We start from the raw sequence: 19,880 nt of genomic DNA on the forward strand, positions 1-19,880 counted from the left end.
GTTTCAGTTCAATTTCATTTTACAGCTTTTCCGAATAGAGTTCAAATCTTAATCCAAACTAAATATCGCACGACCTTTTTCAGAGAATAAAAGAATAATACAAACAAGCACAATTTAATAAAAAAGTATTAAAAATATATTGTAAACGTTTACACAAAGTGATATTATATTTAAAAATAAGTAATCAATATTGAAATGACAGGGATGAAAGGCGGTCGAAAAACCGAAGAAAACTGCGTAATCATTTAGTACGGCAACACTTATTTAGAATCAACAAATATAAATGAAAGTAGGACAGGAACATGGGTCAAGGACAAAGAAAGAGTAATGTGCGTTGGATGTTCGCACTATTGTTTTTTATTATAGGAGTTATCGCATATATGGATAGATCGAATATCTCATATATTGCACCACAAATGATGAAAGATTTACATATGGACAAGCAACAGTTTGGTCTGTTAGCTTCATTCTTCTCACTAGGTTATGCGTTAATGCAAGTACCTTCAGGGATGTTAGCAGAGAAGTTTGGTCCACGTAAGATGATCACAGTCGCATTAGTATGGTGGAGTGCTTTTACAATCTTTACAGGAATGATTAAACATCACGGTTTATTATTCTTAGTACGTTTCTTATTTGGTATTGGGGAAGCGCCAATGTATCCATCTAATGCTGTATTTAACTCAACTTGGTTCTCTAAAGATGAGAAGGGAAGGGCATCAAGTGCATTACTTGCAGGTTCATATTTCGGACCAGTATTAGCGCCAATTATTACTATCGCCATTGTAAATGCGTTTAACTGGCAAGCAGTATTCTATATCTTCGGGGCAGTAGGTATCTTAATCGCGATTCTATGGGGAATTATCGCGAAAGACTTACCAGAACATCATCGTATGGTCAACGAAGCGGAAAAAAGATATATTGTGGAGAACCGTGATTTAGTTCAAACAAGTAAATCACTGCCACCTTGGAATCAATTCTTCCGTCGCTTTAGTTTCTATGCGATTGCAGGACAATACTTTGTAGTTCAATTTATCATTGCTTTATTCTTAATTTGGTTACCAACATATTTAACTGAACAATATCACGTAGAATTTAAACACATGACAATCAGTTCATTACCATGGTTTATCATGTTTATCTTAATTCTATCTGCAGGTGCCATTTCAGATAAAATCTTACATAGTGGTCAATCACGCTTTGTCGCTAGAGGTGTTATCGCCATTGTTGGCTTTATCGTATTTGCGGTATCTATCTTCTTCGCAGTACACACTGAGAGCTTATACATCACTATCTTCTGGTTATCACTTGGTTTAGGTGGTATGGGTATCTCAATGGGTATGAGCTGGGCAGCAGCGAATGACATCGGACGTAACTTCGCCGGTACCGTTTCAGGTTGGATGAACTTATGGGGTAACCTTGGTGCCTTAGTTAGTCCATTCTTAGCAGGTGCATTAGTAACTTCATTAGGTTGGTCAATGACATTCCAACTACTAATCGTACCAGCAGTCATTGCAGTGATTTTATGGTTCTTTGTTTCACCAGACAAACCGCTTATTCAAGATGAACGCAAAGAATTAAAATAATCATGTTCATTTTCAAAAGCAAATAATTATTTAATACTGAAGTAGATGTGATACAACTAAAGCAACAACAATATTGAAGGTGATTAAATGATTATTATCAATGCCAAACTTAAAGTAAAGGAAGAAAACCGTGATGAATACTTAGAACTAATGCGTAAACTCGTTGAAAGTTCTAGTCAAGAACCGGGTAATACGTTCTATCATCACTATGAAGATGTGAAAGAACGCAACACGTTCGTCGTGGTTGAGAATTATAAAGATGAAGAAGCAGTACAAGCGCACAACCATTCAGACCACTTCAGAGCATTCAGTGAAAATGTTGGCAAATACATTTCAGAAGAACCTGTTATCGACGTAGCAGAAACAAAATAATATAACTTTAGACCTTGGCTAGTGATCTTCACTAGCCAAGGTCTTTCTTTTTATAATCATGCTACCGATGAGCAAACTTAAAAAGTGTTATCATAGATATGTATGCTTTATAGAAAGGAAAGATAATATTGGGAAATGTATTTCAGTCTCTTATACAATTCGATAAAGCCAAAATTGACTTTATGAAAGGGATTCGCCAAGGCTTATTAATGATTATCCCAGCATTAATTGGTTATTTTCTTGGCAATTTTAGTTTCGGCTTACTTGTATCAACAGGGGCATTAGCACATATATACGTCTTTCAAGGACCACCCCGTTCTCAACTTAGAATGGTTATTTTATGTTCTATTTCATTTGCGATTTGTATGATGCTCGGTACCTTAACCGTAGCACAACCACTTCTTTATGGTTTCTTATTACTTGTTGTCACAGTGGTACCATTTTATATCTTTAGTGCCTTGAAGATTGCTGGACCATCTTCTACATTCTTCTTAGTCACATTTTGTTTACCTAGTAACTTACCTGTAGCGCCTGAACAAGCGTTATATCGTGGGTTTGCTATTTTAATCGGTGGTGCATTAGCGACACTTGTTGTGATTATTATGATCTTCTTCCGTAAACAACGCGTTGAAGACCGCGCAATTACAGCTGACTTCACAATGATTAACAAACTAATGCAAAATTATAATGATCCAGAGAAATTCAAAGAAATCTCACAATCAGCCGTGACACAATTCAAAACATCAGATGAACTATTAATCACAGCTACTGCTGGCGCTAAAACGAAACTTAACCAACGTTTCCAACGCTTACTGTTACTACATACGTCAGCACAAGGGATTTACTCTGAATTACTAGAACTGCATGAGAAAGATATCCGTCCACTTCCAAAAGAACTTATTGAAATGATGGAAGTGACTACGCGTAATGCATATCGTCGTAGTAACCAACGAGAAAGTTGGACGAAAGAAGTTCATGTTAACGAAGATTTTGATAATCTCATGCAACATATTTTAAAAATTGATGAAATCGCAAACTTAGATTCTCATCGTATAGAACACGAAGCTCAAGTGAGAAAGCCACTTTACAGCCAACGTATTCTACACAACTTAACATTAGATTCTATCGTCTTCCGTAACACACTGATTTATATCATTATTATGGCCGTTGCGATATTTATTTCATTAGCCTTTGATATTCAAAAATCATATTGGATTCCATTAACGGCTCATACCGTGATGTTAGGAATGACGACACGACGCATGCTAGACAGAGCTATGGCACGTGGGCTAGGTACAATTATCGGCACATTAGTCTTATCAGTAATCTTATATTTCCATCCACACCTCGTAGTAGCCGTTATTATAATGGGACTTGCTGCTATGATGACAGAAGCTTTCGTTGGTTCAAACTACGCATTTGCCGTTATTTTCATCACAATACAAGTTATCTTGCTTAACGGTTTGGCATCACAGAATCTATCAATTTCGATTGCATACACACGTATCTTTGACGTATTAATTGGTATTGCGATTGCAGTGGTCGGTATCTTAATCCTTAACCGCCAAACGTCTTCAGCTATCCTACCACGTACAATTGCTGAAGTAGTACGTAAAGAAGCGGCTATCTTCCATTATTTATTCTCTGAAAATGGATACCAAGATACGGAACGCGAAAAACACGAAAGTCTAACATTATCAGTAAAAATGAGCAACATGACTCAAATTTATAATTCAGCAAATGGAGAACTCTTCTCTAATAAAGAAGCATTACGCTACTACTATCCAACCATCTTCGCATTAGAAGAAATTAACTTCATGTTAATGAGAGCGATGCAAGATAAACATCGTCAACGCATTTCTGATGCACAAATGGGAGAATTCCTAACAACATTTGAAAACGTAGCTAAACACTTTGAACTACAAGGTAGTTTAGACATTAAACATCTGAATGACTTACCTCAATATAACTACATCAAATCAGCCATGATGAAATTACAAGCGAACTGTGTCGCTGCACGTAAAAACGTTGATGAACTACAAGAACATGCACCAGCTTAAAAGATGATTTGAAGTTTCTCTCCAGACTTAAGGGTTTCATTTTCAAAAAGAGTGGTAAAGCTTACTAAATGAACGAATAACAATTATAGGAGCGTGACACTATGCCTTGGACAATGGACGATTACCCAAATACTTGGAAGAACATGGACGAATTAGAACGTAAAAAAGCGATTGATATTGGTAACGCAATGTTAAAAGACGGTTATAAAGAAGGCGACTTAATTCCGATTGCGACAAAACAAGCTGAAGAGTGGTACAAAAATGCTAGTAAAGATGAACTTGATGAGTTGAAAAACAAGCATATTACACAACATCAAAAAGATGACTCAGCCAATCCGGAATTAAACGAAGAAAACGTGCATGTGTATTATGAGGATGACGAATGGAAAGTGAAAACAGAAGGCGCAAAACAAGCGTCTGACTCATTCGATAATAAAGAAGATGCGAAAAAACGTGCACAAGAAATCGCCGACAACCGCAACACTAAAGTCATCGAACACAAAAAAGATGAATAATATTTAACTCACAAATCCCAAACAAGCCAAACCACTTGTTTGGGATTTTTTGGGAGTGGGACAGAAATTAAAATAATTTCGTCGTCCCACCCCGGCAAGGATGACTAGGTTTGAAAAAGCTGAGTTAAGCACATTTTCAAATCAGTCAGCTACTGCCAAATGGTTCTAAAATGGATTTTGCATTCCGCTTAAGTTGAGACGCTTGCCTAGGGGGCTGGGTCGAGCCTTGGTCTCGACACTCATCCTGCTCCCTCAGGCGTCGCTCAACTACGCTCCATTGTCCATTTTAGTACTATTTATATAAGGGCGTGAGGGTATAAGTGCATTAAATTATTGTTCCTTCAAGCGTCACACAACTACATTTTGATATGCTTCTTCAGAATTTTTTACATATGTAAGTAAGGGTGTGTTAGATAGATAACGAAGCGTAGTTGCGAGACTCCTAGTGGAAAAGAAAGTGTCGAGTGACTACAGGCACGAGCCTTTCCCACAGGAAAGGGAGCAACTTAAGCAAGTGAATATCTATTTGTAGACAGTTAGTTTCTCGGTCTAATTACCTAGGTTAAATGAGGTGGTTATTGGTTTTAGTTCATTTTGTAATTCGATATAATGGAAGGTAAGGGAACAAGGGGGCAACCGCTATGTACGTAGAAAGAAAACCGTCATTATATATCGAAGAATTACGAAGTGAATTCAAAGATAGTTTAAATCATTTCAAAGATGGCGACGAAGCATTTGATCGATTAATTGGTTTTGTTGAACTAGACCATTTATATTCATCTGCTTTAAAAGAAATAAGTACAAAATTAGATATTCTAGACGATAACTTTAACCACATGTATAAACATAATCCAATTCATCACATGGAACGCCGTGTTAAAGAAATGAATAGCTTAGTTAAAAAGTTACAACGCAAAAACTTACCTGTAAGTGCAGAAAGCGCAAAAGAGAATATTTTAGATATTGCTGGTATTCGTGTCGTATGTAATTACTTAGAAGATATTTATGTCATTGAAAAGATGTTATTAAAACAAGAAGACGTTAAACTTATAAAACGTAAAGACTATATTAAACAACCAAAAGAAAATGGTTATCGCAGTTTACATCTTGTCGTTTCCATCCCAGTCTTTTTAGCTGATCGTGTAGAAGTCACACCAGTTGAAATACAAATTCGTACGATTGGAATGGATATGTGGGCAAGTTTAGAACATAAAATTCGCTATAAAAATAATACAAATACAGAAGATTATAAAGATAGATTGAAAGAATGTGCGCTTGAACTTACAGATATCGAAGCAAAAATGCAAGCTATTCATTCAGAAATATCGGATAGAGAAATGAAGTAAGGGGTTCAAATTGAACCCCTTTTAATTATGTCCTAGAATAGATAAATTTGTGATAGAATAATTTATTAGTACTATTTTAAATTTTGAGGTTGATTATGGATAAACGAAATTTTAAGACACAAATTTATCAATTAAAAAATTATGAAAATGAACAGAGCGAAGTGGCATATGCAGGGAATATGGATACAGATAAGACAATTGTATTTCTACATGGCGCATTAATGACATATCGCATTATGACTTTATTTGAGCCTTATTTTAGAGATTATAAAATGGTATTTATCAATTGTCCTAGTCGTGGTAAAAGTTCAAAAATTGAACGTGACCATCATAATTTAGATGATTATACTGAACGCATAGAAGATGTGCTAGAACAAATTGTAGAAGAACATAACATAGAGAAAATGATGATTATTGGCTACTCTATGGGTGGTATGATTGGTACGCGTTTATTAAAATTTAACAAACTTCCAATTTCGCACCTCGTCTATTTAAGTAGCGCAGCGAAGATTTCACCTAATGCGAGTATGGTGTTACGTTTATTTACAAAGAATAGGAAACGTGAACATTTGAAAGATGAACTTGTTGCTATTAAAAACTTGCCACAATTCATTTTAAAGAAAACAGTGTATGCGCGAAAAGAAAATGGTGTGAGTATCTTGTCATTTGTAGCACCATTCAAGACAATTATCACCGATCTTATTTATACAGTGAAAGCCGATTATATGCCTGATATTGAAGCGATTAAACAGTTTCCTAAATTACTGTTTATCGCAGGTGAGGATGATGACGTCATACCTTACACAGATTCACAAGCGACGATGGAAGAATTTAAGAAATTTGGTGGCGAAACAGTAGGTATACTTTATCCTGGCATTGGTCACATTGACTTTCCAGCCGTTCTAGAGAAGCTACCTAATGGTACAGAAGGGATTATCGACCACATTAAAGACTGGATTGAATCTTAATAAGACAGAGGGCAGACTGCTTGTTATAATTTTTTTGAAAATGTCTTGCTCATGACGTAGCGTCATTAGCTATGTTAGAGCTAGGAGGTGAAGGCTATGTCACATTATTCAATTGGAGAACTTGCCAAACAAAGTGGCATCACAATCAGAACATTACAATACTATGATCGCAAAGGATTATTAACAGCTGAACGTCATCACGATTCTAATCGACGTTATTATACAGAAACACAACTACATCAACTCCAACTGATATTAATCTTGAAAAAATTCGGCTGTACATTAGACGAAATTAAAACATTGCTTTATGAAGATAATGACTTACAAACGTTGAAAATGATCCTTCAACTTCATAAAGAAACTATTCAACAAGATATGCAACAACAATCTGAGACGCTTAAGCACATCAATTCAGTACAACAATATATTTCAGAACAATCAAGTTCTTCAATCAATCACTTAACTGACATAGACAATGTTATGAAAAAATCAGAAAAACTTAACTCAGTAAAAGGTAAAATTTGGCTTAGCGCAGGGGTAATAGGTATCGTTCAATATTCAGGATTGGTATTTAGCTTATTAAGAAGCTCAGCGAAACCATTTGTAGCAGTTTTACCAATTCTTGTAACTTATGCAGTAGGACTAATAGCGTTCTATTTCAAAAATATTTCATTCCTTTGTCCAAACTGCCAACATGTCTTTAAACCATCATTAAAATCATTCATCTTAGCAAGACACACAGCCAAAACACGTAAACTCCAATGCCCAAAATGTCATGAAACTCATTATTGCATTGAAGTAGCAAATGACGATAAATAAGGTTTTTACCGCATCCTAGCTTTAAATAAGCTAGGGTATTTTATTTTTGAATGAAAAAGAAAGCGCTTGCAAAAACTAGAACAGTATATTAACATACTTGTATACAAGTTGAAGTAAAGTAGTAATTAGAGGTGAATGTTGTGAACCAAGGATATCCAGAACAATGGCTTGGAGGTATGACGAAAGGGGAAGGCGTGGCTGCTGAAATTCGCTTACAAATTGTAAACGGCGAAATTGAAAGTGACACGTTACTTACTGAGAATCAAATCGCAAAACAATTTGATGTCAGTCGTTCTCCTGTACGCGATGCCTTCAAATTATTACAGACTGATCAATTAATACATCTCGAACGCATGGGTGCGAAAGTACTTCCATTTGGCGAACAAGAAAAGAAAGAATTATATGATTTAAGACTTATGCTCGAGTCGTTCGCATTTTCAAAGATGAGGTATATTGATCGTACGTCTGTAGTAAAAGAAATGCGCAAGCACCTTGAAATGATGAAAGTCTCAGTACAATTTGAAGATGCCGAAGCCTTTACGCAACATGACTTGCAATTTCATGAAGCAACGATTAAAGCTTCAAATCATCAATATTTACAAACGTTCTGGAATCATTTGAAACCGGTCATCGAATCTTTAGTCTTACTGTCAATGAGAGAACGCATGGCACATAACAAAGAGGACTTTGAACGTATTCACAGCAATCACGAAGTATTTATTGAAGCAATCGAGCACCACGACTCAGATAAATTAAGAGAAGCGTTTCACTTAAACTTCGATGACGTGGGGAAAGATATCGAAAGTTTCTGGTTACGCTAAATAGAAGGAAAGAAGGAATACTATGAAATACATGATTGGCGTTGATATTGGTACCACAAGTACGAAATCAGTGTTATATGACGAGAATGGACAATTTATTATGAAACATAATATCGGCTACCCATTACATACGCCAAACGTAGATGTTTCAGAAGAGAACCCAGACGAGCTATTTGACGCAGTCTTAATGACAGTGAAATATGTTGTGCGAGAAGCGGGTGTTAAGAAAGAAGACATTAAACTGATTTCTTTCAGTGCACAAATGCATAGCTTAGTCGCTCTAGATGCGCAACATTCAAGATTAACAGAAAGTATCACTTGGGCAGATAATCGCGCTAGTAAATATGCTGAACGCATCACTCAAGAACATAACGGTCATGAAATTTATCAACGCACAGGCACGCCAATTCATCCTATGTCACCCTTATCTAAAATCTTCTGGATGAAACATGAACAACCTGAGGTTTATAACCAAACGGCTATGTTCGCTGACATTAAAACATATATCTTCTATCAACTCTTTGAACAATATGTCATCGATTATTCAATGGCCTCAGCGACAGGCATGTTTAATTTGGAAAAGTTAGATTGGGATGAAGAAGCCCTTAACTTATTAGGAATTTCACGAGATCAATTACCTAAACTTGTACCAACTACGCATATCTTAACAGGTATGAAAAAACGTTATGCCACATTAATGGGCATTGATGAAAATACCCCAATCGTAGTAGGCGCAAGCGATGGCGTACTCTCAAATCTTGGCGTTAACAGCTATAAAAAAGGGGAAGTTGCCGTCACGATCGGTACATCAGGTGCCATTCGCACAGTCATTAATAAACCACGTACCGACTATAAAGGTCGTATCTTCTGTTACGTGTTAGACGAAGACCACTATGTTATTGGTGGACCAGTTAATAACGGAGGCGTGATCCTCAGATGGTTACGAGATGAACTCTTAGCAAGCGAAGTTGAAACAGCCAAACGCTTAGGCGTAGATCCATACGACGTTCTTACAAAAATCGCAAGTCGTGTTAAACCAGGCGCAGAAGGTTTAATCTTCCATCCTTATTTAGCCGGCGAACGCGCACCGCTTTGGAACGCAGATGCACGCGGTTCATTCTTTGGCTTAACACTATCGCACCAGAAAGAACATATGATTCGTGCCGCGCTAGAAGGTGTGCTTTACAACCTTTACACGGTATACCTTGCACTAGTTGAAGTGATGAACGAAACACCTAGCACGATTAAAGCGACAGGCGGTTTCGCGAAGAGTGAAGTATGGCGCCAAATGATGGCAGACATCTTTGATACTGATCTTATCGTGCCAGAAAGCTATGAAAGTTCTTGCCTTGGTGCATGTGTCTTAGGTCTCAAAGCATTAGGAGAAATTGAAGACTTTTCTATTATTGAAAAGATGGTAGGAACAACTAACGCACATAAACCGAACCAAGAAACCGTTAAAGTATATCAACAATTAGTATCAATCTTTATTAACCTTAGTCGATCATTAGAAGAACGCTACGCAGAAATTGCAGATTTCCAACGCAAGCATATGGACTAAACATTACATCATAATATAGACACACAAAGGGAGGACTTACAATGTTTGGAGAGATTTGGCCACTTATTAGCGTGGTTATTGGGATTCTACTACTCTTATCATTAATCATTTTCTTAAAATTAAATACATTTATTTCATTAATCATTACATCAGTCGTTACAGCTATTCTTTTAGGAATGCCATTAAATAAAGTCATGAGTACGATTGAAACCGGTATGGGAAGTACGCTCGGTCATATCGCACTTATCTTTGGACTTGGTGCCATTCTAGGTAAATTACTAGCAGATGGCGGAGGCGCAAACCGCATTGCAGACACATTAATCGCTAAATTCGGACAAAAACACGTTCAATGGGCAATGCTAGTCGCAGCCTTTATCGTCGGTATCGCACTATTCTTCGAAGTGGGCTTAGTACTATTAATTCCATTAGTATTCACTATCGCCAAACGTGCGAAAGTATCACCACTGAAACTTGGATTACCAATGGTGACAGCCTTATCAGTAACACACGGCTTCTTACCACCACATCCAGGACCAGTAGTCATCGCTAAAGAATTAAAAGCCAACATAGGACAAGTATTATTATTCGGTATCATTATCGCTATTCCAGTCACTATCATTGCTGGACCAATCTTCAATAAAGTAGCACAAAAAATTATCCCTTCAGCTTATACACGTGAAGGCGATATTTCAGCTTTAGGCACACAAAAAGAATTCAAAGACTCTGAAATGCCAGGATTCGGCTTAAGTATCTTTACAGCCATCTTACCGGTCATCTTAATGTTAATTTCAACCATCGTTCAATTAATCACTGGCCATCAAGAAGCTAAAAACGTATTTGAACAGATCATTTACTTCATTGGTACAGCTGGCACAGCAATGTTGATTTCAGTTATCTTTGCCATCTTCTCAATGGGCTTACATCGCGGTAGAAAAATGGACGACATCATGAAATCAGTCACAGATGCTATTTACCCAATCGGCATGATGATCCTCATCATCGGCGGTGGCGGTACATTCAAACAAGTACTTATCGACGGTGGCGTAGGCGATACAATTGCGAAAATGTTCGAAGGTTCAACAATGTCACCAATCTTACTTGCATGGATAGTTGCAGCTGTATTACGTATCGCATTAGGCTCAGCAACCGTGGCAGCCATCTCAACAACAGGTATCGTCTTACCATTATTACAACACTCAGACGTCAACGTCGCACTCGTCGTACTCGCAATTGGCGCAGGAAGCGTTATCCTATCACACGTAAACGACGCAGGCTTCTGGATGTTCAGAGAATACTTCGGCCTAACAATCAAAGAAACATTCCTAACATGGTCACTACTCGAAACCATCATCTCAGTATCAGGAATTATCTTCATCCTATTCATAAGCTTATTTGTATAAGAAACATTCATAAAAACACTCACCACACAAAGTGAGTGTTTTTTATAGTGAAGTTTATAATCAAAACATACAAACATAAATGGCACTACTGGAGTAGCTCCTGTACCACCCATACTCAAATTAATAGGCTATTGCTAGGAAAGAATTACAAAGAATGATAAACTAACAAATGATATAAAAGACAGAATGTGCAAAGGAGTTACTTGAGTTTGAAACAGATTAAAAAAGCTATCATACCTGCCGCTGGTTTAGGAACGAGATTTTTACCAGCAACTAAAGCGATGCCTAAGGAAATGCTTCCTATCTTAGACAAACCAACAATTCAATACATAGTGGAAGAAGCCTCTCGCGCAGGAATTGAAGATATTATTATAGTAACTGGTAAACATAAACGTGCGATTGAAGACCACTTCGATAATCAAAAAGAATTAGAAATGGTACTTGAAGAAAAAGGAAAAACAGACCTACTTGAAAAAGTTCAATATTCAACAGATTTAGCTAACATTTTTTATGTGCGCCAAAAGGAACAAAAAGGATTAGGACATGCTATTTATACTGCACGTCAATTTATCGGCGACGAGCCATTTGCGGTACTTCTAGGCGATGACATTGTAGAATCAGACGAACCCGCTATTAAACAACTAATGAACGTATATGAAGAAACAGGGCACTCAGTGATTGGTGTTCAAGAAGTGCCAGAGAACGTTACGCATCGTTATGGTATTATTGATCCTTTAGAAAAAGAAGGCCGTCGCTACGAAGTTAAACAATTTGTTGAGAAACCAGCTCAAGGCACAGCACCATCAAACCTAGCAATCATGGGACGTTATATCTTAACACCAGAAATCTTTGAGTACCTTAAAACACAAAAAGAAGGCGCCGGCAACGAAATTCAATTAACCGATGCTATTGAGCGTATGAACAACGATATCCAAGTCTACGCTTACGACTTTGATGGCGATCGCTTCGACGTAGGAGAAAAACTCGGCTTCGTCAAAACAACTATCGAATACGCCCTAAAAGACCCAAAAATGAAAGACGAACTCATCCACTTCATTAAAGAACTAGGACTATAAATAACAATTTAATACATCAAGAAAGCCTAAGACTTTTAAAATAACATTAAAGGTCTTAGGCTTTTTTGCTAAAAAGGTGCATAAAAATAGCTCATCTTATAGCGGATTAAGATGAGCACTTAATAAAATAAGCTGTTTGTAGAAAACATATGTTTTGAGTTGACCCTCAAAATATGTTGCTTAGTTTTTCCACCTAGTGAACTTTCCAAAAACTATAGGTGTATTTTTATACTTTTATTTTACTATGATAATATTATTAATGCAAATTCAAATAAAATAAAAGACCCATCTCATTTTCCGCTAAGATGAGCCTTTAGGGAGTTAATACCTATGCATCTATCCCACTAAAATATAAATCCTTCACTTCATATTAGATCGAAATCTAATATACATAAATTATAATATATAAAAATTAATTAAAATACCCCACACAATAGCAATTCCTTGACCAAAAATATCACTTTTTAAACTTTTTCAATAATTAACGTATTATTGATGAAAAAAATGAATTTGATAAAATTAAAGTATTAACTAGTAAAGGGTGCTTATAATGAAAAAAATTATAAATGTTGTGGGTGCAATTATTTTTAATGAAGATAAAGTATTATGTGCTCAACGTAGTGAAAATATGAGTCTTCCATTAATGTGGGAATTCCCTGGAGGTAAAATTGAAAAAGGAGAAACAGAAAAAGAAGCCTTAATTAGAGAAATCAAAGAAGAAATGAAATGTAATTTAAGTGTGGAAGATAAAGTAACTACTACCGAACACGAATATGAATTTGGAATTGTTAGATTAACAACCTATAAATGTAAACTAAATAATGAACTTCCTACTTTGACTGAACATAAAGCAATTAAATGGTTGCCATTAGATGAATTAAAAACATTGGAATGGGCCCCAGCTGATGTACCAGCAGTAGATATAATTATAGGAGAAGCAAAATAATGGAAGAAAAAGTACTTTCAAACCTTCAACAATCTTTAAATAAAGGATTTATAGATAAAAATATCACACATGAAGGAAATATGAATCCTAAATTACTTAATAATAGTAAAAATCAAAATATACTTTCATCAATAATTAGTGAATTAGATAAATGTATTAGTTTTTATATATCTGTAGCTTTTATTACAGAAAGTGGTTTAGCTAGTTTAAAAGCTGTATTGAGTGACTTAAACGATCGAGGAGTAAAAGGCAGAATTATTACTTCTAATTATTTAGGATTTAACACGCCTAAAATGTATAAAGAATTACTGAAACTTGAAAATGTAGAGGTACGTTTAACTGATATATCAGGGTTCCACGCTAAGGGATATATTTTTGAGCATGAAAACTACTCTTCAATGATTATCGGAAGTTCAAATTTAACTTCAACAGCATTAAAAATTAATTATGAACATAATGTTATGTTATCTACTCATAAAAATGGTGATTTGATTTATAATGTAAAAAATCAATTTGAGGATCTTTGGGAAAATAGCGTTCCATTGAATGTTGATTGGATAAAGGAATATGAAGAGAGTTTTGAATCAAAAATATATAGAGACTTTTTAGAATTAAATAAAGAACATAATAAAAGACTTGAAAAGTTTACTAATTCAAATGAAATAAAACCAAATTTAATGCAAGAAGAAGCCTTAATGGGTTTAAAAAAACTTAGGGAAGCTGATGAACATAAAGGGTTAGTTATTTCAGCTACAGGAACAGGGAAAACGATATTATGTGCTTTAGATGTCAGAAACTATGCTCCCAAAAAGTTTTTATTTATAGTTCATAATGAAGGTATTTTGAAAAAAGCAAAGGAAGAATTTAAAAAGGTTTTACCACACGAAAATGAAGAAGATTTCGGCCTTTATACAGGAAATGAAAAAAATTCTAATGCAAAATACATTTTCGCAACTATTCAAACATTATCGAAAGAAGATAATTATAATTCATTCCGTAAAGATGAATTTGATTACATAGTATTTGATGAAGCACATAGAACAGCTGCAAGAACTTATCAAACCATATTTAATTATTTCACACCTGATTTTATGTTAGGAATGACAGCTACACCAGAAAGAACAGATGAAGGCAATATTTTTGAACTATTTGATAATAATGTAGCATATGAAATTAGGTTACCTAAGGCTCTAGAAAGTGATATATTATGTCCTTTCCATTATTTTGGAGTAACAGATTATGTACATAATGGTGTTGAAAAAAATGAGTTATCAGATTTAAAAGAATTAGTCGCGGAGGAAAGAATAGATCATATTATCAATAAAACAAATTATTATGGTTATTCAGGCGAGGAGTTAAAAGGCTTAATTTTTGTGAGTAGAAAAGAAGAAGCCATAGAAATAGCTCAAAAATTAACTTTAAGAGGTCTTCCAAGTAAATCTTTAATAGGCACAGATAGCCAAAATAAAAGATTAAAAATCATTGGAGAATTAGTGGACGGTTCCATTAATTATATAGTAGTTGTTGATTTATTTAATGAAGGTATTGATATTCCAGAAGTTAATCAAATTGTTATGTTAAGAAGCACCCAATCTAGCATAATATTTATCCAACAATTGGGTAGAGGACTTAGAAAAAGCTCTAATAAAGAATTTGTTACGATTATTGATTTTATAGGAAATTACAAAAATAACTATCTTATTCCAATTGCTCTTTCAGATAATCAATCGCAAAATAAAGATGATTATCGTAGATTTATGACTAATCCTAATCAATTAGAAGGAGTATCGACTATAAATTTTGAAGAAATTGCTAAAAAGAAAATCTATGAAGCGATTGATAAAGCAACACTAAATAGTATGCAGATCATTAAAGAAGCATTTAAAAAGGTAAAAGAAAGAATTGGTAAAACACCAATGCTTATAGATTTTATTGAACAAAATTCTATAGATCCAAAAGTTATACTATCAAAAAATGAATTTGGAAATTATTATTTATTTTTAAGAAAATATGATTATACTAATCAACAATTTAGTGAAGATGCAATTAAAAATTTAACATTCTTATCACGTGAAATTTTGCCAGGGCTAAAAAGATCAGATTACTTAGTATTAGAAAAAATAATTGAGGGAGATAAAACTTTTGACCAATTATGTGCTCAATTAGAATTTATTAATAAAGAAGATATCAATACTTCTTTAAAAATTTTGTCACTAAGTTACTTTGGTAAAAATGAACAAGCAAGATATGGAAATCCAATAATAGAGTATAATAATATTATTTCTTTAAGTAAGACATTTAAAAGTTATCTTGGAAATAAAGATTATCAAGATTATGTCGATGATATTATTGCAGTCGCAAAATATTATAATAATAAGTTTCAAGAAAGTGGAAATAATTTAATTTTATATAATCAATATTCCAGATTAGATTTTCTCAAATTAGTAAATTGGTGAAATGATGAAAAAAATATGAGTAATAATATTTACGGATATAGAGTATTAGACAATTTTATTCCTGTATTTATAACTTATAAAAAGTCTGAAGATATTGATGATAATATTAAATATGAGGATCATTTTTTAAGTCAAGATGAATTAGCTTGGGTTTCAAGAGCTAATGCTTCATTAAAAAGTAATGAAATTCAAGATATAATACATCATAAAGAAAAGAATAAAAATATTTATATCTTTGTGAAGAAAAGCGACGCTGAAGGAACATTACACTATTATCTAGGAGAAGCAGAGTATATTGAAGGCACTGCTAAAGAAGAAAGTAGAAATATTGGCGATAGAGTAGTAACTATGAATTTGGCTATGAAATCTTCAATAAGAGACGATATATATAGATATATTGTAGAAGAATAGTTTTTTAACTAAAGATTAGCACTTTGATTTATTTAAAAGACATCAAAGTGCTTTTTTTATTTTTTAAAATGGATGAGTGAAGCGTTGTTGGGCGACTCCTAGGGAAACAGTGACGTCAGAAGACCTTAGAATGACCCATAGATTTATCTATGAGGTCATTCTGGCTGAGACGGCATCCCTGGAAAGTGCCACAACAAAAGTGAAGCGATAAATCCATTTAAAAAATATATAAATTTCTCTCTTTAACTAAATACTATAAACATAAAAAAGTTTAGAAGGTTTTATTTTCAAAAAAATGAACTATTTGTGAAAAGTATCACAAAATGCTTTAAAAATTTTTAAAAGGGTGTATTATTAAGAATGTAAGGAATGAGTAATAATTAATGGGAGTGATACTAATGAGAAAAGTAATTGAAGAAGTTATCTTTTCTGATGAAGGCAGTTATGAAATTTATTTAAAAACTGGCGTTAATCAAGGAATGATCGGTGATATTAAAGATGGCTACTTAACAATCGATTCTATTCCATACATTGATGCCGAACGCCTTTATTACTACGGACTCGAACGTAAATCATTAGTCACAAACTAACACCAAAATTGAATGACCTCCTATACATTCATACAGACTATGCCCTCGGGTGAGCAAACGGGGGCATAAACATAAATATACCCCTAATCATTCTGGAATAATGTGTTGAAAGCCCGTGTCTTACCAAGTGAGACACGGGCTTCTATTTTAAAACGATTTAAAATTGTTCTTTGAAATTCTTCTTAACTTCATTATAATCGTACACTTGATTGTATAACTTGGCTTTAATGCCATCTTCACTTGCAAATGGCATTCTCACATTTGGAATACGATCAAGTCGTAAATTAAATTCTCTTTCTTGACGTGTACGTTGCTTCACTGACATGTCTAACCATTCTTCTTCTGTAAATAATTCTTCAAAGCGGAATGAAAAACTTGTTCTACTTTTTTCAGCACGTAACGATTGAATACGTTCTTCAAAATTCATGGAATTTCCTCCTATCTATATGCCCAATACTTTGCCACATATTAACTTTATTACGTTTTTATGTTTTTTACAATTACTCGCGTGATTTTCTCTGAGAATTTTCAAAAATAATGGTATAAGTGGGTTTAGGATTTAAAAATTTAGGAAAGGTAATCAATGAAACTAGAAAAAAGGGTGACGTAAACATGACAGAATTAAAAGAACGTGTGGCAATTGTGACAGGTGCGAGCAGTGGGATTGGCGCAACTATCGCTAAAACACTTGCGAAAGAAGGCGTAAAAGTCGTATTAGCTGGACGTAGTGATGAGAAACTACAAGAAGTGGCTAAAGATATGAACGAAGGCGACTTCCTAATCACACCAACGAATGTGAAATTTAAAGATGAAGTAGACGCTTTAGTGGAAAATGCGATCGCAAAATTCGGCAAAGTAGATTTCTACGTGAACTGTGCCGGCATCAATACTTCAGCGCGTATTACGAAATATGATTTAGACGAATGGGAAGCGATGATTGATACAAATATCAAAGGTTTATTATATGGCGTGCATGCCGTATTACCTAAATTCGAAGAACAAGGTTCAGGACATCTTGTGAACTTAGCTTCAGTTTCAGCCACTGAAGTGTCTAAAGAAAGCACATTATATAGTGCGACTAAGTCAGCTGCATTAATGATATTTAATGGTTTAGAGAAAGAGCTTGCACGTACAGGTATCAAAACGACAAGTATTCATCCTGGCATGGTAGCAACGCCTATGACAGAGAATACGGACTTTGGTGGACGTAAGAAACTTGATCCTGAAAACATTGCAGACGCTGTGGTTTATGCTTTAACACAGCCTGACCATGTGAACGTGAACGAAATTACCGTACGACCTGTTTAATATAATACGATGTGAAGAGGGGAGCGGAATAGAAATTAGAATAATTTCGTCTTTTCACCCTGACAAGGATGACTAGATTTGAAAAAAGCTTAATTTAAATGCAATTTCAAATCAGTCAACTACTGCCATCGTGTAAATTTGACTGAGACATTTGATAGTTGTCTTAGTCTTTTTTTATGTACTGAAGGTAATGTGTTGAAATGATACACTCAAAGTTAAGAAGAGTAATACAAATGTATGCAAATTCATTTTAATATATAATTATTTTATATTACTTAAATAAGGATGGGGTATTATGTCTAAGAAAGCTTTTGTTTCTTATGCAAGAACAAATGATGAACATATGCGAAGAATAGTAGAAATAAGCACATTATTAATGAAAGATCATGGCATAGAAGTTCTATTAGATGTGTGGGATTGTAAAGAGGGCGATGATTTACATTACTATATGGAACGGATGGTTAATGATGATTCTGTTGATTATGTATTAATTTTTAGTGATTCAAATTATTGTAATAAAGCTAATGGTAGAGAAGGAGGAGTAGGAACTGAAAGTACTATAATTACCTCACAAATATATGATAAACAAAATGATAGTAAATTTATACCAATCTTTTTTGAATTACTTGAGGAGGGTAAGCCTTCTTTACCCACTTTTTGTACCACGAGATATGCGATAGATATGACAAACGAAGATTTAGATATTGAAAAGGCTGAAGAAATTGGCAGAAGAATAAATGATAAACCAAAATTTGCAAAACCTAAATTAGGTAAAGTTCCAGATTATGATAATGAAGATTTCGATTTAAAAAAAGTATTTAAAAAACTCGAAAACTCAAAAGACTATAACGAAAGAAAAAATTTTGAAGAAGCTCTAAATACTATATATGACTTTTTAATTGACTTTGAAAAAGATGGAAATGAATATAACCAAGAAGAATTGCTTAAAATGAAAACGATATTAGAATATTGGAAACAAATTATTGAATATGCAATAAGCAAGGAGAAATTTTATTTCAGGGAGTTGATTATTGAACATTATAATAAATGTTTAAAAGATGTAGAAAATGATTATAAAAATCCAATGATAAAAATATTTAATTATTTTTCATTTTTACTGTTAGTAAAGGAATTATTAACTTATGATGATAGTGAATTTTTAAAGGACATTTTATTTCAAAAATATACATATTTAAGGAAAGAATATCATTTTAATATTTTGAGCTCATATCCTCATAATTTAGTTATAAGTTCCAATTATAATATAGAAAATTTGAAAAAACATTTATTAACACTTTATTTTGATGAAAAAGAGATTCCAAAAATTGAAGAAACTGATGTTATTCTGTATACTGCAAGCTTATTTATTATTCCTGGAAGTAATATGTATAATGTTTGGCATGGTAGTTTATTATATGAAAAGTGGCCTATTAAATTAATGGATAGAAACAATACTCTTGTAAATAGATTTAAAAATAAAGAAATTTTTGAAAGATATTCTTTTCTATTTGATGGTTCAAAAGATAGTTTAATAGATAAAATTGAACATAATAATTCTTTGGATAATCTTCCTACAATACTTAATTTAGTAAATAAAAATGAACTTTGTAGCTATTAATTCAAAATAAGAAAGTTGAAGTTCATTTTT

General features: G+C 33.9%; 16 protein-coding genes and 1 pseudogene. 16 read left to right on the plus strand and 1 reads right to left on the minus strand.

The window, feature by feature from the left end; translation table 11 throughout:
* Nucleotides 1-302 precede the first annotated feature (302 nt).
* The 14 genes and pseudogenes from CD127_RS02980 to CD127_RS03045 all read left to right on the plus strand — a co-directional run bounded on the left by CD127_RS02980 (nucleotide 303) and on the right by CD127_RS03045 (nucleotide 16,924).
* Nucleotides 303-1,583 carry a pyruvate MFS transporter gene (locus CD127_RS02980; RefSeq protein WP_103365713.1) on the plus strand — a complete coding sequence of 427 codons (1,281 nt, stop codon included), beginning with the start codon at nucleotides 303-305 and terminating at the stop codon, nucleotides 1,581-1,583.
* 87 nt (nucleotides 1,584-1,670) lie between these two features.
* Nucleotides 1,671-1,955 carry a putative quinol monooxygenase gene (locus tag CD127_RS02985; protein ID WP_103297377.1) on the plus strand — a complete coding sequence of 95 codons (285 nt, stop codon included), beginning with the start codon at nucleotides 1,671-1,673 and terminating at the stop codon, nucleotides 1,953-1,955.
* A 182-nt stretch (nucleotides 1,956-2,137) separates the two neighbouring features.
* On the plus strand, nucleotides 2,138-4,015 hold the full coding sequence (locus CD127_RS02990; RefSeq protein ID WP_174694749.1) for an FUSC family protein: 1,878 nt from the start codon (nucleotides 2,138-2,140) through the stop codon (nucleotides 4,013-4,015).
* 101 nt (nucleotides 4,016-4,116) lie between these two features.
* Nucleotides 4,117-4,530, plus strand: a complete 414-nt coding sequence (locus CD127_RS02995) for a DUF2188 domain-containing protein (protein ID WP_103365715.1) — start codon at nucleotides 4,117-4,119, stop codon at nucleotides 4,528-4,530.
* A 641-nt stretch (nucleotides 4,531-5,171) separates the two neighbouring features.
* Complete coding sequence (locus CD127_RS03000; protein ID WP_103365716.1) at nucleotides 5,172-5,876, plus strand: GTP pyrophosphokinase; 705 nt, start codon at nucleotides 5,172-5,174, stop codon at nucleotides 5,874-5,876.
* Between the two features lie 95 nt (nucleotides 5,877-5,971).
* On the plus strand, nucleotides 5,972-6,844 hold the full coding sequence (locus tag CD127_RS03005; protein ID WP_103365717.1) for an alpha/beta fold hydrolase: 873 nt from the start codon (nucleotides 5,972-5,974) through the stop codon (nucleotides 6,842-6,844).
* Between the two features lie 96 nt (nucleotides 6,845-6,940).
* Entirely contained in the window at nucleotides 6,941-7,663 is a 723-nt protein-coding gene (locus CD127_RS03010) for a MerR family transcriptional regulator (RefSeq protein ID WP_103365718.1), read from the plus strand.
* Nucleotides 7,664-7,803: 140 nt separating this feature from the next.
* Nucleotides 7,804-8,484, plus strand: coding sequence for a GntR family transcriptional regulator (locus tag CD127_RS03015; protein ID WP_103365719.1), 681 nt, complete (start codon nucleotides 7,804-7,806; stop codon nucleotides 8,482-8,484).
* Between the two features lie 22 nt (nucleotides 8,485-8,506).
* Complete coding sequence (gntK, locus tag CD127_RS03020; protein ID WP_103365720.1) at nucleotides 8,507-10,045, plus strand: gluconokinase; 1,539 nt, start codon at nucleotides 8,507-8,509, stop codon at nucleotides 10,043-10,045.
* Between the two features lie 41 nt (nucleotides 10,046-10,086).
* A complete protein-coding gene (locus tag CD127_RS03025) occupies nucleotides 10,087-11,445 on the plus strand; it encodes a gluconate:H+ symporter (protein ID WP_103297385.1) in 1,359 nt (452 codons plus the stop codon).
* A gap of 209 nt (nucleotides 11,446-11,654) precedes the next feature.
* Nucleotides 11,655-12,521 carry a UTP--glucose-1-phosphate uridylyltransferase GalU gene (gene galU / locus CD127_RS03030; protein WP_103365721.1) on the plus strand — a complete coding sequence of 289 codons (867 nt, stop codon included), beginning with the start codon at nucleotides 11,655-11,657 and terminating at the stop codon, nucleotides 12,519-12,521.
* A gap of 550 nt (nucleotides 12,522-13,071) precedes the next feature.
* The gene (locus tag CD127_RS03035) at nucleotides 13,072-13,467 is read left to right on the plus strand and encodes a (deoxy)nucleoside triphosphate pyrophosphohydrolase (RefSeq protein ID WP_103365722.1); all 396 of its coding nucleotides are present in this window, start codon (nucleotides 13,072-13,074) and stop codon (nucleotides 13,465-13,467) included.
* Nucleotides 13,467-16,334, plus strand: a pseudogene (locus tag CD127_RS03040) (DEAD/DEAH box helicase). Before CD127_RS03035 ends, CD127_RS03040 begins: the two are co-directional and overlap by 1 nt.
* 398 nt (nucleotides 16,335-16,732) lie before the next feature.
* The gene (locus tag CD127_RS03045; protein WP_103298412.1) at nucleotides 16,733-16,924 is read left to right on the plus strand and encodes a hypothetical protein; all 192 of its coding nucleotides are present in this window, start codon (nucleotides 16,733-16,735) and stop codon (nucleotides 16,922-16,924) included.
* Nucleotides 16,925-17,081: 157 nt separating this feature from the next.
* On the opposite strand, the gene CD127_RS03050 is transcribed toward CD127_RS03045, so the two are convergent.
* On the minus strand, nucleotides 17,082-17,351 hold the full coding sequence (locus tag CD127_RS03050; RefSeq protein WP_103365723.1) for a DUF1413 domain-containing protein: 270 nt from the start codon (nucleotides 17,349-17,351) through the stop codon (nucleotides 17,082-17,084).
* A gap of 185 nt (nucleotides 17,352-17,536) precedes the next feature.
* On the opposite strand from CD127_RS03050, the gene CD127_RS03055 reads away from it, so the two are divergent.
* On the plus strand, nucleotides 17,537-18,232 hold the full coding sequence (locus tag CD127_RS03055; RefSeq protein WP_103365724.1) for an SDR family oxidoreductase: 696 nt from the start codon (nucleotides 17,537-17,539) through the stop codon (nucleotides 18,230-18,232).
* A 295-nt stretch (nucleotides 18,233-18,527) separates the two neighbouring features.
* Nucleotides 18,528-19,850, plus strand: coding sequence for a toll/interleukin-1 receptor domain-containing protein (locus CD127_RS03060; protein WP_103365725.1), 1,323 nt, complete (start codon nucleotides 18,528-18,530; stop codon nucleotides 19,848-19,850).
* The last annotated feature ends 30 nt before the right edge of the window (nucleotides 19,851-19,880 follow it).

Source organism: Staphylococcus petrasii, from assembly GCF_002902565.1.
In the GTDB taxonomy this organism is placed as follows: Bacteria; Bacillota; Bacilli; order Staphylococcales; family Staphylococcaceae; genus Staphylococcus; species Staphylococcus petrasii.